Source organism: Desulfatiferula olefinivorans (genome assembly GCF_054657895.1).
Genome location: NZ_BAAHXV010000044.1, coordinates 1 through 15,119, shown reverse-complemented (window position 1 = coordinate 15,119; position 15,119 = coordinate 1). Strand labels below are relative to the sequence as shown.

14 protein-coding genes are annotated in these 15,119 nt (G+C 56.7%); 7 read left to right on the top strand and 7 right to left on the bottom strand.

Annotation, left to right across the window (positions count from 1 at the left end):
• Positions 1-92: 92 nt before the first annotated feature.
• On the bottom strand, positions 93-2,177 hold the full coding sequence (locus ACYQ11_RS19660) for an HDOD domain-containing protein (RefSeq protein ID WP_459925528.1): 2,085 nt from the start codon (positions 2,175-2,177) through the stop codon (positions 93-95).
• Positions 2,178-2,600: 423 nt separating this feature from the next.
• Between ACYQ11_RS19660 and ACYQ11_RS19655 the strand changes: the two genes are divergently transcribed.
• Positions 2,601-2,822: a hypothetical protein gene (locus ACYQ11_RS19655; protein WP_459925527.1), complete on the top strand. Its 222-nt coding sequence runs from the start codon at positions 2,601-2,603 to the stop codon at positions 2,820-2,822.
• A gap of 28 nt (positions 2,823-2,850) precedes the next feature.
• Here ACYQ11_RS19655 and ACYQ11_RS19650 read toward each other — a convergent pair whose 3' ends face one another.
• The gene (locus ACYQ11_RS19650; RefSeq protein WP_459925526.1) at positions 2,851-3,681 is read right to left on the bottom strand and encodes a DUF2279 domain-containing protein; all 831 of its coding nucleotides are present in this window, start codon (positions 3,679-3,681) and stop codon (positions 2,851-2,853) included.
• A gap of 277 nt (positions 3,682-3,958) precedes the next feature.
• Here ACYQ11_RS19650 and ACYQ11_RS19645 point away from each other — a divergent pair, with 277 nt between their 5' ends.
• From ACYQ11_RS19645 to speB, 5 genes are all read left to right on the top strand, one after another.
• On the top strand, positions 3,959-5,302 hold the full coding sequence (locus ACYQ11_RS19645) for an FAD-dependent oxidoreductase (protein WP_459925525.1): 1,344 nt from the start codon (positions 3,959-3,961) through the stop codon (positions 5,300-5,302).
• A 356-nt stretch (positions 5,303-5,658) separates the two neighbouring features.
• A complete protein-coding gene (gene speA / locus ACYQ11_RS19640) occupies positions 5,659-7,578 on the top strand; it encodes a biosynthetic arginine decarboxylase (RefSeq protein ID WP_459925524.1) in 1,920 nt (639 codons plus the stop codon).
• A gap of 27 nt (positions 7,579-7,605) precedes the next feature.
• Complete coding sequence (locus tag ACYQ11_RS19635) at positions 7,606-8,784, top strand: saccharopine dehydrogenase family protein (protein WP_459925523.1); 1,179 nt, start codon at positions 7,606-7,608, stop codon at positions 8,782-8,784.
• Complete coding sequence (gene nspC, locus ACYQ11_RS19630; protein ID WP_459925522.1) at positions 8,763-9,920, top strand: carboxynorspermidine decarboxylase; 1,158 nt, start codon at positions 8,763-8,765, stop codon at positions 9,918-9,920. The genes ACYQ11_RS19635 and nspC overlap by 22 nt, the downstream gene beginning before the upstream one ends.
• Before the next feature lie 18 nt (positions 9,921-9,938).
• Positions 9,939-10,823, top strand: a complete 885-nt coding sequence (gene speB, locus ACYQ11_RS19625; RefSeq protein ID WP_459925521.1) for an agmatinase — start codon at positions 9,939-9,941, stop codon at positions 10,821-10,823.
• Positions 10,824-10,959: 136 nt separating this feature from the next.
• Here the strand turns inward: speB and ACYQ11_RS19620 are convergent, their stop codons facing one another.
• From ACYQ11_RS19620 to ACYQ11_RS19605, 4 genes are all read right to left on the bottom strand, one after another.
• On the bottom strand, positions 10,960-11,595 hold the full coding sequence (locus ACYQ11_RS19620; RefSeq protein WP_459925520.1) for a histidinol phosphate phosphatase domain-containing protein: 636 nt from the start codon (positions 11,593-11,595) through the stop codon (positions 10,960-10,962).
• Positions 11,596-11,602: 7 nt separating this feature from the next.
• Positions 11,603-12,100: a bifunctional nuclease family protein gene (locus tag ACYQ11_RS19615; protein ID WP_459925519.1), complete on the bottom strand. Its 498-nt coding sequence runs from the start codon at positions 12,098-12,100 to the stop codon at positions 11,603-11,605.
• 137 nt (positions 12,101-12,237) lie between these two features.
• A complete protein-coding gene (gene miaB, locus ACYQ11_RS19610) occupies positions 12,238-13,596 on the bottom strand; it encodes a tRNA (N6-isopentenyl adenosine(37)-C2)-methylthiotransferase MiaB (RefSeq protein ID WP_459925518.1) in 1,359 nt (452 codons plus the stop codon).
• 3 nt (positions 13,597-13,599) lie between these two features.
• Positions 13,600-13,827, bottom strand: coding sequence for a DUF4911 domain-containing protein (locus ACYQ11_RS19605; RefSeq protein ID WP_459925517.1), 228 nt, complete (start codon positions 13,825-13,827; stop codon positions 13,600-13,602).
• Between the two features lie 170 nt (positions 13,828-13,997).
• Here ACYQ11_RS19605 and ACYQ11_RS19600 point away from each other — a divergent pair, with 170 nt between their 5' ends.
• Positions 13,998-14,735 carry a hypothetical protein gene (locus ACYQ11_RS19600; protein WP_459925516.1) on the top strand — a complete coding sequence of 246 codons (738 nt, stop codon included), beginning with the start codon at positions 13,998-14,000 and terminating at the stop codon, positions 14,733-14,735.
• 124 nt (positions 14,736-14,859) lie between these two features.
• On the opposite strand, the gene ACYQ11_RS19595 is transcribed toward ACYQ11_RS19600, so the two are convergent.
• Positions 14,860-15,119 (bottom strand): type II toxin-antitoxin system prevent-host-death family antitoxin (locus ACYQ11_RS19595; protein ID WP_459925515.1); only part of this gene is annotated, 260 nt, incomplete at its 5' end.

Here is a 15,119-nt window from a genome sequence, read left to right as displayed (position 1 = left end):
TCTAATGTCAACGATATTTTTTCCCAACCCGGCCGTCGCCTTGCCAGGCAAGGCGTTCTATGCCGATCATCCCGTCTCTTTAGGGCGGCCCGTCAATCGAAAATGTCTGCGTGTTTGAAGGTAGAAGCCACCCGTTCCGTCAGAGCCGTGCGGGTCGCCGAATCAATTTTCAGGGCGTCAAAGGCCATGGCGAGAGGCGCCGGATCATGGATCAACCGTTCATCGGGACGGTTTCCATGGGTATGACTGAGGAGGTTTCCAAGACAAACCACCCGGGCATGCGGCGACACATCCGCCCCGTCCCGGGACAGATGATGAAAGATGACGGCCTCTTTCAGATGCCGGGGCATGTGCCACTTGTCCATGAACATGGCCCCGATCTCGCAGTGATCGAAACCCAGCACCGTTTTTTCGGCCTCCAGGCTGGAGCAGCCGTCCACACGCTGTTTTCGAAGAATATCCTGGTAGTCCGACGTGTAGGTCAACAGCATGGCCAGTTTTCCGATATCATGAAGAAGCCCGGCCACAAAGGCCTCCTCCGGATCGACCGCCCCGAGGGCCTCGGCGACGATACGGGAAGCCAGACCGCATTCCTTGGAATGCTGCCACAGGTCATGGCTGATCATTTCCAGGCTTTTGTTGTTTTTCGGAAACAGGGACTGGGTGGTGGCCGTAAGAACCAGACTGCGAACGGCTTTGAATCCCAGCTTGGCCACCGCATCGTTCAGTGTGACCACGTCCCGGCCCGTGCGGTAAAGGGCCGAATTGGCCACCTTGATCAGGGTGGCCGCCATGGCCTGGTCCTGAATCATCACACCGGTCAGATCGTCCACCGAACTGTCGGGATCGGACAGGATCTGAAGCATATGGGCCGCCAGATGGGGCATGGGAGGCAGGTCACGGATCAGTTCCGACACGTCTTTTTTCGGTGCGGGGTTGGAGGGCCGAGACTCTGCGTGCTGAAGGCCGCCGTCATCGGAAAGGGACCGGGTATGGGGGTTGACCAGCCAGGACAGGAGTTCGAGATAGTGAAAGGGGCCGAGCCCGCCCGTATCCGGCGCGGCGACGGCAAAGAGCAGATTTATCCGGTCGCCCTTGCGGGACAGGGGAATGATGGCGCACTCCCCCGCCTCGGGCATGGGGTACAGGCCGTTTGTGATCGCGGTTTGAAACACATGGCCGAAAAAAGAAAACCCCGATGTATAAACCCTCGAAAAAACCGGGTCATGGGCCATCGCATAGGGCGTGTTTCTCGTTTCGCGGCTTTTCAGGGTCCCCTGGTCGCCCACGTAGAACACGACAGACCGGATCAGGGTGGTCTTTGTGGCGGAAAAAAGAAAGGTCAGATCAAAATGGTCCTTGCAGAAATCGATCAGGCCCTTGACCCGGCGCAGGGGCTCTTTTTCCGTGAGAATTCCTTTGAAGGCTTTTTTGAACGAATGAAACGTGTCGTCCCGGTCGGCGGGTGACGTAAGATCGTTTTTTTCTCTGGGCAGAAGAACGGCCCAGGAATTTTCGATGATTTTCTCGACGACTTTGAGTGTCTCGAAGCTGGGCATGGGGCTCAGGTCAAGGATATCACGAATGGTCTTTCCATCCCCCAAAAGGTTCAGGACCATCTGAACCTCAGGCTCCCGTGATCCGCTGTCCGTGTCTTTGACGTGTGCCTTGCGGTCGAAAGACGAGAATGTCCGTTCGATGTCGGCCCATTCATCGACCCATCGGGCGATTTCAAAGGCCAGCGTCTGGGGTGCCAGGGCGCTGTGTGTCCGGGCCTGCTCCACATGGATGCTCGAAAACTCGAAGGACCCGTCTTTGAGCAGGAAAAACTGAAACACCACCTCGCGGATTCCAGCGATGACGATTTCGTCGATACGGTTCAGGGGAAACGGCGAAAGTTTCTCGAGGATCTCCATGAGTCCCATGCCGGTTTCCCTGCGCAGAACCATGATGTGCCGGTAGGTCGCTCTATCGATATGCTTACGGATCACAAGGGCTTTGAGCATCTTGTCGTCGGCAAGCCGGCTCCGGGCGTCGACCACCTGCCCGTTCTTGAAAAATATCGTCAGGACATCGTTTGGGTCACTGACGGTCAGCATGCCTTCCTGCCCCATGTTCGCAAGAAACAGGAGAAGGTCCGGCGGAAAGAACTTACTGAGATTTCCTTCGAATTTCATGGTCTGTCCGGAATCGGGATCATCGTCTTGTCCGGCCTGGGACCGGAATGGAATTTGTCGTTTTACAAAACTACCAGAAATCCGGGACTTCCACAACACGACAATTGTCCCGCCAGGGCAATCGCTCGGGCCAGGAACAAGCTGTCGGATAATCATCGATAACGATAAAGATTCAACACGCAAAATTCATACGATTGGTCCATGCCGGCCCTGTTCCGCCCCGGCAAAACATTACAGTCGTTAAAAAAAATTCTGTTGACAAGGCAAAACCGATCCCCTAATGCTATGGCATATTAAATCTGATTCCGAACAAAAATTCACAAAACGCCATTCACACGTATCCTGCACACCCAAGGAGGCTCTTGCTTGATGAAAGAGATGAATCCGTCTTTGTCTGGTACAAACGATGATTTTCTAATTGAAATGGCTGATCAGCTTCGGCATGAGGGCTTCGAAAAGGGCATGCTCAAAGGGCTCCGGGAAGGCATCGAACTGGGGCTCGAACTCAGGTTCGGTCTCACCGGCCGAACCATGATGCGTCAGGTTCAATCCATCTGCGATATCGGAAAGCTTGAATTACTCAAGAACGCCCTTCGTCACGTTCGCAATCCCGACGAGCTGAAAACCATCATACAAGGCCTGTAGGGCCTCGAAAAAACCTGAATCACCCCTCTCAAGGGCCATCGATCCGGGATGAGGATTCCCATTCCATCGGAACATAGGTATAGGGAATCTGAACGTAATTGAATACCCGGGACAGTCGGTTGCGGCGGAGCTCCGTCGCCACCTGGGCCAGACCGATCCCAACGGCCAGATACAGGGCCCGGGTCCGCCGGGCCTCATTCCGGGAATACCCCCTGGCGTAATAACCGATCTGGAACTCAAGTCTTTTCAGCCACGGATCGGTGATCGCGTCAAACCCGGCGGCTTTGACCGCGGTGACAAATTTCATGTTTTCATAATCCGTGCTCAGATCCCGTACGGAAAAATCCGGAATGTATTCGATTCGAAAATCGACCTTCCGCGCCCAATCCGGATTCGTGTACAGAGTGTAACCGAGCCAGCAGCCAACCGTGTTCATGATAAAATCCTCCCAGGAAAACCCGTAACTGCTGAATGAATCGCCCACCTCCATGATTCCCATCAGCCCGAAGGAGGATGCGGCCCCGTAAAGTGCCGCCTCGGACCCGGCATATCCCCAATATTCACAAAGCGCGGCCATACCCTGGGTGAACAGGTAGCTGCTGTAGGCGTGTCCCAGCTTGTCCGCCCCGCCCTCTTTTGTCCCTTGGGAGAACCAGCCTTCAGACTGAGTGTGCGGTCGCCGTTCACCGTAATCCCAATGCATCAGTCCCCAGGCGGAAAGGAGAGACAGTCCGGTGAGGTTGACCATCAACAGCTTTTCCCGACGGGCCGTATCACGATCCTCGGCAGCGGCCGGCGATATCATGACAAGTATCATGATGAACAGGGCAAGCACCCATGTTTTATCGTGACGTATCATGGCGTCTTCCTTTCAGGCAGGGTCGATATCGCTCTGACAGGACCGATGTCAATCAAATCATGGGATTTTATCAGTAACAGGAAAACGTTTCAACCCTATGGACAGGGTTGAAAACGGAGGGCCCCAAAAAACCGGACAACAGACATACAATGGCCCCGTTCGCCCGCAACCCGGGCCTTGTCAACGAACGACGGCTGGGATACATTGGGTGTCGAGTTCGTTTTTCACCCGTCATATCGGCTGGAACAGGTCATAAATCGAAAAAAGGGATAATGCCATGAAATTTCTGATCATCGGCGGAGACGCCGCCGGCATGAGCGCGGCAAGCCGTGCCAAACGGAACAATGCGGATCTCGATGTCACCGTTCTTGAAAAAACCCGGGACGTTTCCTACAGCGCCTGCGGCATGCCTTACAATATCGCGGACCCGGATCGGAACATGGACGTGCTGGTGGTCCGCAGCGCCGAGGTTTTCCGCCGCAAGCAGGGCATCAACCTCCTGACGGGGCACGAGGCCCTGGAACTCGATCCGAAAAACCGGCGGGTCAAAGGGCGGGGCCCCGAGGGGAAACCCTTCGATCTGCCCTACGACCGGCTCCTGATCGCCACGGGGGCATCGCCGATCATCCCACGGGACATCGACCGGACACTCCCCGGTGTCTTTCCCCTCAAAGCCCTGGAAGACGGCCGTAACATCAAAGCCTACATCGCCGATCATGCGGTGAAAAAAGCCGTAATCGTCGGCATGGGTTACATCGGCCTTGAAATGTGCGAGGCCCTGACCGAGCGGGGCATCGCCGTTGACATGATCCGCCGCTCCGGCGGTTTCGTGCCCTGGCTTTCCATGGAGATGAACAATCTGATCGAGGCGGAAACACGCGGCAAGGGAGTGCGCCTCCATTTCAACGAAGGTCTCAAGGGGATCGAGAAAACGGAAAAAGGCCTGATCGTCGAATCGGACACCATGACCTTCGCGGCCGACCTGGTGATCCTCGCCCTGGGCGTCACCCCCAACAGCGGGCTTGCCAAAGCCGCGGGCCTGGCCCTGGGACCACACAAGGAAATCGCCGTCAGCCGGGCCATGGAAACGTCCCTGCCGAACATCTATGCCGCCGGAGACTGCGCCGATGCCTACCATGTGGTCACCGGAGAAAAAGTCTGGATTCCCCTGGCCCTGAGGGCCAATCGGGCCGGATGGGCCGTGGCCGACACGGTCTGCGGTCATCGCACCGAACTGCCGGGCATCGCGGGCACCGCCGTGTTCAAACTCTTCGACTACCAGGTGGCCCGGACGGGACTGACCCTTAGGGAAAGCTTCGAGAACGGGTTCAATGCCGTTGAAACGGTCATCAAGAGCCGATCCCGGGCCCACGGCCAGCGCGGCTCGTCCGATATCTGGGTCCAGGCCGTCGGCGACAGGAAAACCCGCCGCCTTTTAGGCATGTTCATGGTGGGCAAAGACGGGGTCGCCCACCGGATCAACGCCGCCGCCGTGGCCCTTTCGGCCCGGATGACCGTGGACGATTACATCCAGTCGGACCTGGCCTACGCCCCGCCCTTCGGACCGGTCTGGGACCCGACCCTGACGGCGGCCATCCAACTGGCCAAACAGCTTGGATGATCCGACCCGGAACCGGAAGGACATTTTCTTCGTCTCTCCGGTCCCGTCCACAACCCGACTGCTGTTTGCGGCGGATTTATCCTCCCGGAAACAGGTACCTGCGGCCATGGTCCCGAACATGATTCATTTCTTCCTTCAGACGTGCTTAAAAATGATGGATTCCCGAAGCATTTCATGTTAACAAGCCCCTCACTTGGAAACGGTCACAACGTGAGGCACCGTTTCGTTCCGGATGGAGCCGGTTTCAACGCCGGGGGACATCGATTTGGGGTTGTAATCATCCTGTTTTTCATGTAAAAACAGGATGTTTTTGTATTTTTTAAAACCGTTTCCTCAGGGATCACGGGAGCGCGCCAATGAACATCAAGCACAGCATGGAACGATGGACCGTCGAGGACTCGGCCGACCTTTATCACATTCGCGAATGGGGGGCGGGTTACTTCAGCATCTCAAACAAGGGCGACGTGCTGGTCACTCCCTTGCGGGAAAAAAAGAGCGTCTCGGTCAACCTTCCGGAAATCATCGCCGGTATCCGGGCACGGGGCTACGACATGCCCATGCTCCTGCGGTTCGAAGACATCCTTGATTCACAGATCATCCAGATGCACGAAAGCTTTCGGTCCGCCATCGCCAAATTCGATTACAAGGGCCAGTTCAAGGGGGTCTACCCCATCAAGGTCAACCAGCAGAAACAGGTCATCGAAACCATCACCAACATCGGAAAATTTTACCACCACGGCCTTGAAGCCGGCAGCAAGGCCGAGCTGATCGCCGCCCTGTCCTTTCTCGACGACAAGGAAGCCTGCCTGATCTGCAACGGTTACAAGGACCGCGAATTCATCGATCTGGGTCTCTACGCCTGCAAGATGGGCTTCAAGTGCTTTTTTGTCCTTGAAATGCCCGGCGAGCTCGACCTGATCATCGAGCGGTCCAACGCGTTGGGCATCAAACCCCTTCTGGGCGTCCGGTTCAAACTGTCCACCCAGGCCGGGGGGCACTGGACCGAATCCGGCGGAGACCGGAGCATTTTCGGACTGACCATCTCCCAGATCATCGAGGCCATCGAAAAACTGAAAAAAGTAAACATGCTCGACTGCCTCCAGCTTCTCCATTACCACCTGGGCTCCCAGATTCCCAACATCCGGGACATCCGGGCCTCCATCCAGGAAGCCTGCCGGGTTTACGCCGGTCTGGTCCTTGAAGGGGCCGCCATGGGCTATTTCGACCTGGGCGGCGGCCTGGCGGTGGATTACGACGGGTCCCACACCAATTACATGAACTCCCGGAACTACACCCTGGACGAATACTGCGCCGACGTGATCGAAGCCATCATGGAGATCCTGAGCGAGCACGACATCGCCCACCCCACGATCATAACCGAATCGGGTCGGGCCACCGTGGCGTATTACTCGGTGCTTTTGTTCAACATCTTCGACACCAGCGCCATCGACACCAACCCGGTGCCCAAAGAGCTGCCCGAAGATACCCCGGACATCATCCTGAACATGCACGAGGCCCTGAAATCCCTGGGCGTCCGGAACCTCCAGGAATGTTACAACGACGCCCTGTACTACCGGGACCAGATCCGTCAGATGTTCAAGATCGGCGATTTGACCCTCCGGCAGCGGGCTCTGGGCGACAAATTATTCTGGAGCATCATCCAGGGCGTCAGCGAAAACATCAAATTTCTGAAATTCGTTCCCAAAGAACTGGTGGACATCGACATCGCCCTGTGCGACACCTATTACGCCAACTTCAGCGTGTTTCAGTCCCTGCCCGATTCCTGGGCCATCGGCCACCTGTTCCCGGTCATGCCGGTCCATCGCCTGGCCGAAATGCCCGTCAGGAACGCGATACTGGCCGACATCACCTGTGACTGCGACGGCAAGATCGACCGCTTCATCGACAAACAGGGCGTCAGACGGGCCCTGAAGCTCCACACGGTCAGGGAAAACGAAGATTATTATCTGGGTGTGTTCCTGGTGGGAGCCTATCAGGAAACCCTGGGGGACCTGCACAACCTTCTGGGCGACACCAACGTCGTCAGCATCCGGGTCTACGAAGACGGAAGCTACAGTTTTGTCCGGGAAATCGAGGGCGACTCGGTGGCCGACGTGCTGTCCTACGTGGAATACGACCCGAAAAGCATGACCAAACGGTTCAGGGCCACGGCCGAGCAGGCCATCCGTGAAAGCCTGATCACGCCCCAGGAACGACGCGAAATCATGAACATGTACGAAGAGGGCCTCCGGGGCTATCCCTACTTCGAGCAATAGAACCAAATAAACATTAAGGAGAACACCATGTCACGAGTGATGATTATCGGCGCCGGCGGCGTCGGACATGTGGTGGCGCACAAGTGCGCCCAGGTACCGGAGGTATTTTCCGACATCATGCTGGCCAGCCGGACCAAATCCAAGTGCGATGCCGTCGCCGCCGGGATCGATCGTCCCATCCAAACCGCGAAGGTCGATGCGGACAACGTGCCGGAGCTGGTTGCACTGATCCGGTCCTTCAAGCCCGAGATGATCATCAATGTGGCCCTGCCCTACCAGGATCTGCATATCATGGATGCCTGCCTGGAAACCGGCGTGCATTATCTGGACACCGCCAACTACGAGCCCCCCGACGAGGCGAAATTCTGCTACGGCTGGCAGTGGGACTACCACGACAGGTTCAAGGAAAAGGGCCTGATGGCCCTTCTGGGCAGCGGGTTCGACCCCGGCGTGACCAACGTGTTCACCGCCTACGCAAAAAAACATCATTTCGACCGCATGGATACGCTGGACATCATCGACTGCAACGCCGGCGACCACGGTCAGCCCTTCGCCACCAACTTCAACCCGGAAATCAACATCCGGGAGGTGACCCAGAACGGGAAATTCTACGACAAGGGTCAGTGGATCGAAACCCGGCCCATGGAGTTTTCCAAGGAATTCGACTTTCCCGACGGCATCGGACCCAAAAAAATCTACATGCTGTATCACGAGGAACTCGAATCGCTGACCAAGCATTTTTCCGAAATCCAGACCGCAAGGTTCTGGATGACCTTTTCCGACAATTACCTCAACCACCTGAAGGTGCTTGAAAACGTGGGCATGACCCGGATCGATCCGGTGATGTATGAGGGCAAGGAAATCATTCCCCTTCAATTTTTGAAGGCCCTCCTGCCCGACCCCGGTTCCCTGGGTCCCCTGACCAGGGGCAAGACCTGCATCGGCTGCCTGATCAACGGTGAAAAAGACGGCAAACCAAAAAAATACTACGTGTACAACATTTGCTCCCATGAAGAGGCGTACAATGAAGTGGGGTCCCAGGCCATCTCGTACACCACCGGCGTTCCGGCCATGATCGGGGCCATGATGATGCTCACGAAAACATGGACGGGAAAGGGCGTGTTCAACATGGAAGAGTTCGATCCCGATCCCTTTATGGAAAAACTCAACATTCACGGGCTGCCATGGAAAGAAACGATCCTTTAAAATTCGATCCCGCCCGGGTCAAGACGCCCTGCTTCGTGGTGGACACGGACTGCCTGCGGCACAACCTGTCCATCCTGAAGGGGGTCAAAGACCGCACCGGCTGCAAGATCCTCCTGGCCCTCAAGTGCTTTTCCATGTACCGGGTGTTCCCCCTGATCGCCGGGACCCTGGACGGAATCTGCGCCAGTTCGCCCGACGAGGCCCGTCTGGGGCGGGAAGAATTCAAAAAAGAAGTGCACGCCTTCGCTGCGGCTTACAGTGACGCCGACATGGCCGAGATCGTGACCCTCTCCGACCACATCGTGTTCAATTCTTTCGGGCAGTGGCAGCGGTTCAAGGATGTGGCGGCATCATCCGGACGTTCGATCTCCTGCGGCATACGGGTGAACCCCGAACATTCGGAAGGTGCTGTACCCATCTACGACCCCTGCTCTCCGGGCTCGCGTCTGGGTGTGCGCCTGGCGGATTTCAAGGGAAAGGATCTTTCCGGTATTTCCGGGCTTCATTTCCATACCCTGTGTGAGCAGAATTCCGATGCCCTGGAACGCACCGTGGACGCCTTCGAAGCCTCCTTCGGTCCCTATCTGTCCGATCTGACATGGATCAACTTCGGCGGGGGGCATCACATCACCCGGAACGACTACGACATCGACCGGCTCTGCCGGGTCGTTGACCGGATCAAACGGCGGTATGACGTTGAGGTTTATCTGGAACCCGGCGAGGCCGTGGCCCTGAACGCCGGCGTGCTGGTGGCCACGGTGCTGGATCTGACCGAAAACGACATGCCCATCGCCATTTTGGACACCTCGGCGGCCACGCACATGCCCGATGTGATCGAAATGCCCTACCGGCCCTTTATCATCGGCAGCGGCGCCAAAGGCGAAAAACCTTACAGCTACCGCTTGGGCGGCCTGTCCTGCCTGGCCGGAGACATCATCGGCGAGTACTCCTTCGATCGCCCCCTTGCCGTGGGCGACAGACTGGTATTCACCGACATGGCGATCTATTCCATGGTCAAGACCAACACCTTCAACGGTGTCCGCCTTCCGACCATCATGCTCTACGAACCCGCAGAGGACCGCCTGGAAACGGTCCGGACATTCGGATACGAGGATTTCAAGACCCGACTGTCCTGAAAAATCATAGGAGGGATTATGAAATCTCCCGCACTCACCGGCTTTCTCGAATCCGAGCTGGGCAGGCCCCGGCCCGAAGACTGTCTGTTTCATGTGATCCCCGCCGGGTTTGAAAAAACCGTTTCCTACGGCACGGGAACGGCACGGGGACCCCAGGCCCTCATCGACGCATCCCAGTACCTGGAGCTGTACGACGGGTTCAGCGTTCCGGCCGAACGCGGCATTTACACCCTGCCCCCGCTGTCGACGTCCCACAGTTCCGAGCAGGCCGTGAACACCATCGAAGCCGCCGTGACCTCGGTGTTCGACGCCAAAAAAATCCCTGTATTGCTTGGCGGTGAACATACCGTGTCCGTGGGGGCCTTCCGGGCCTTATCCCGACTCGGCGTCCCGGTGGGCGTGGTGCATTTCGACGCTCACGCCGATCTTCGCGACACCTACGAAGGGTCCAGCCTCAGCCACGCCTGCGCCCTGCATCACGCCGTGGCCGCCGGGTTTTCAGTATTTCAGATCGGTGTACGTAGCCTGTCCGAATTTGATGTGGCCTATCGAAAAGAAAAAAACGTCCGTTTTCTGGATGCCTGCGACCTTTACGGCAAGGGCGTTCCAAGTCCCCTGCTGCCGCCGGATTTCCCCCAAACCATCTACATCACCTTCGACGTGGACGGCCTCGATCCTTCGGTGATCCCCGCCACCGGAACCCCAGAACCCGGCGGTCTTTTCTGGTTTCAGGCCATGGAGATGCTGATGGCCGCCATCAGCGGGCGGACGATCCTGGGCTTCGACGTGGTGGAACTGGCCCCCATCCCCGGCCATCACGCCTCGGATTTCGCCGCAGCGCGACTGGTCTACAACATCATGGGCATGATCAGCCGCCACGGCCGGACGTTTTTCGGATCGTAACGCACGGTTATTGACTTGAAAAACCGGCTCGTTGTCCGGTGATGGGCACGCGTTGCTTTGCTCATTCTACCTTGTGTCGCCCGTAGGATGGGCAAAGCGCAGCGTGCCCATCATGGCCGTAAGAATTCGGAATAGTTCAGATAAACCGGGCCGCGTTGGCCTGCATGATCTCGAAGTGCTCCGGGGGGAGACCCGCGCCGAGAATCACCTTTCTGGCAAAATCGCTGTCGATGAGATCGCCCGGTTCGTGGGAGTCGGTGTTGATAACCAGCCCGGCACCGTGTTTCACGGAAAGGGCCGCCACGTGGCCGTTGGTCAGGCTGTGCCCTTTGCGGGCGGTGATTTCAAGAAGGATGCCCTTGTCCCGGGCAAGAATCACATCGGCTTCGTCGATGAGTCCCGGATGGGCCAGAATATCAACATCGGCCTCAAGGGCCGCATGGTTGGTGCCTTTGGCCACGGGTTCCACAATGGTTTCTCCGTGGACGATGATGATTTTCGCCCCGAGCCGGCGGGATTTTTCCGCTGCAAGACCGATCTGGGAGGGCGGGACGTGGGTCAGTTCGATGCCGGGAATCACACGGATCGCCATCACCTGATTGAGCTGTTCGGCCACAGCCGTGATTCTCGGAATGATAAAATCAATGTTGGACAGATCACCGTGGTCGGTGATGCCGATGGCGCGAAGGCCTTTGTGCTCGGCCCGGCGGACCAGCTCCGACGGCACGAGGACACCGTCGCTGAAAAACGAATGGGAATGCAGATCAATCATCGCTCAATTATACCTTATACTTTCCAAAATCATCATTATCAAGCTTGGCCAGGTATTCGGCCCATTTTTTCCCTTCTTCGCTGTCGTCAACCACATCGACCGTTTCGGGCTCCCGGCGGGACTTGGTAATCACGTCCTCTTCGGAATAAATGGCCACATTGAAACGGATGGCCATGGCGATGGCGTCGCTGGGCCTGGCGTCCATAGAAAACTCCGTCTCCCCCGAACGGAAAAAAATTCTGGCGAAAAAGGTGTTGTTCTCCAGATCGCAGATTTCGACCCGCGTGATCGTAAACGCCGTCCGTTCGAGAAAGTTCTTGAACAGATCATGGGTCAGGGGCCGTTCGAACGAGACGCCCTGGAGCGCATACACAATGGATGTCGCCTCAAGCGGTCCTATCCATATCAGAAGAGGACGTTCGTCTTCAAGGGATTTCAAAACGATGATCGGAGATTGGGTTCCGGGGTCGACCGCCAGCGACGCGATGGTCATTTGATGAAGCATAATCCGTCCTCCTTTCTCTATTAAAAAACGTGAAAAGGTTTAGATACGCCCAGATGAAAACATCGCAATCGGCAGGCCGGAGCAGAAATCGTTACGATTGGCCTTATTATGACATGGATGACCGTTATCCCGCAACGTTAAAAACCGTGAAGCGGTTTACCCCAAAGGGAATGGGGCAAACATCGTTCGATGCGGACATCGATGATCCGGCCCGTTATATCAGACCCCTTTACGTCACCGGGGGCCGGAAAATTAACCACCTTGTTGCTTGAACTGCGACCGGACCACTGGAAGCCCCCGTCGGCATCGGCCTTTTTGCTCCGGCCTTCCACCAGAACCGCTTCGATCCGGTCCAGATAGGCGTCGTTACGCATCTGGGACAGGGATTTTTCAAGACGCAAAAGGGCTTCCAGCCGTTTTTTCTTCACATCCTCCGGAACCTTGTCCGGAAATTTCACCGCCGGGGCATGAGGTCGGTCGGAATAAATGAAAGCGAACAGACCGTCGTATCCGATGGTCTTCACCAGATCCAGGGTCTGCTCGAAATCCTCGTCGGTTTCACCGGGGAATCCGACAATCATGTCCGAAGACACGGCGATATCGGGGCGCACCGCCCGCAGCCGCTCGATACGGTCGATATAAGATGCCCGGGTGTATTTCCGGTTCATGCGTTTGAGCACCCGGTCCGAGCCGGACTGCACCGGCAGATGGATATGATTGCAGAGTTTGTCAAGCTCCCCGTAGGCCCGGATCAGATCGTCGGACAGATCCTTGGGATGGGAGGTGGCGAACCGGATACGTGCGAGGCCGTCGATGCGGGCGACCTTGCGCAGCAGGTCGGGAAAGGAACAGATGCCCTCCTTGAGCCCGTAACTGTTCACGTTCTGGCCCAGGAGGGTGACCTCACGAACCCCGTCGGCCACCAGGGCCTCGATTTCACGGATGATGTTTTCCGGCGTGCGGCTGGTCTCGCGGCCCCGGACATAGGGAACAATGCAGTAACTGCAGAAGTTGTCACACCCGCGCATGATGGTGACGAAGGTGGAAACCGGTGTTTTTTTCACGGCGTCCTTCGGGGGCAGGAATTCGATCGGGGCCTCGTCCATGGTGATGTCAATCACCCGGTTGCCCGTCTCTTGGAACGCGCGGACAATGGCCGGCAAACGGCCTGCGGCCCGTGTTCCGAACACAATGTCCACCCAGGGCATCCGGGCCACCACCCGGGCCCCTTCCTGCTGGGCCACACAGCCGCCCATGGCCACGACCAGGCCGGGATTTTTCTTTTTCATGGCCTGAAGACGGCCCAGGAAACTGAAGGCCTTTTCTTCTGCCTTTTTCCGCACCGAGCATGTGTTGACAATGATCAGGTCCGCCTGATCAAGATCCGGGGTCGAAGCATAACCCAATGGTTGAAGAACACGTCCGAACATCTCGGAATCATAGACATTCATTTGACAGCCAATGGTATAGACATACAGATATTTCACGGGCAGCATGGCTTAAAATTCCACCTCCATGGTCACGGGTTCCAGGGTCACCGTTTCGTTCAGGCCGTCGATGACCTCGGCCACCTCCTGTTCGCATCCCGGAGCGACCCGGACGACGATAACCTCTTTGTCCGAGGAAAGTGTGGTGATGACGGCGATGCCGTCAAGGGCCTCGAACACATACCTTATAAAACAGATGTCACCGGGGCTGACACGATAAAACTGATTGCTTGTCTTCAAACAGACACCTCTGGGTTGACGATTGATAAAATCAGGCTTTTATCACAGGACGATACCCCTTGTACAGACGCAAGATCCATGGCATCGGGTTCAACAAATTATGCGACCCCGTTTGAAAAACATGATAGGATGGCGGCGTTTTATTAACCATCAACCCGATCAGGAGCCCCATGGGAACCCCGAGACTCATAGTGATTCTGCTGACATGGTGTTTTCTTTGCATCCCTCTTCCGGCCCGGGCCGATTCGACCCGATCGTCGGGTCAGGACGTGGCCTCGCTGCTCACGACGCTTCTCTCGTCCGACGCCGCGTTTCCGGAACGCTTTGCGGGCAACCCGCAGCAGCCCCTGGCCGATCCGGACGCCACCTTATTTTTCAGCCGAAAATACCTGAACGCCCTTCTCGATGCCGCACTGAAAAAGCCCCTTTATCTCGACAGGGACAAGGGGACGTCGGGGAGCAGCATCCGGGCCGACAAGCTGTTCGTAAGGCCGGATGCCCGACGAAACGTGCTGTTGGTCTTTGTCACGGGAGGTGTTTTGGACCTGCAGACCGGTCAGAAGGGACTGGGAGGAACGCTGTCCTTAAAACAGGCTGAATTCGAACTTGCTCCCGCCTGCACCACGGCACCTGACGGCCAGGTCATACTGAAAACCAAGGTCCGGTGCGTGGGCCTGGACATCGAAAAAACCGCGCCTGCCGTGGATATCAGTATCGCACGGCTGCTCCAGAGCCTTTACCTGGACGCGGGGGCCATCGAGGATGTCAACCTGTCGGAAAAAATCCCGCCGCTCAGGATAATCCAATCAGCAAAAAGTCCGGAGGCCCGCCTGACAAGGGCATCAATTCAGATGCAGGATCAGGGCATCGAAATCCGCACACACTGGTCGGTCAACACCCGGCCCTGATTCTCCGGGGGGGACGTCCAGACGTTTATTCTGATTCTTTTGCCGCGGCATATCCATGCGTTGCCATGGGGGGGGAAGAGGGAAATGGGGTCGCCGCAAAAAGTGTCAGGGTAAAACAAACTCATCACGATTCATCGTTCGAGCCCATTGATCGTGATTCTCTGACAGCATCCAGGATATCGTGTGTATTAATCTTTGACTTCAGTTCGGGCATGCCGGGCACATCGAACGGAGATTTATCGGATCGACTGAAAACAACTTTGAACGTTTCACCGCCACGGCGCTTGATCACAACATCTTCATCCCGCGCCATATCAAGAATCATCGACAGCTTCTGACGCGCCTCAGAATATGTATAAACCTTCATCACGACACCTCCATTAT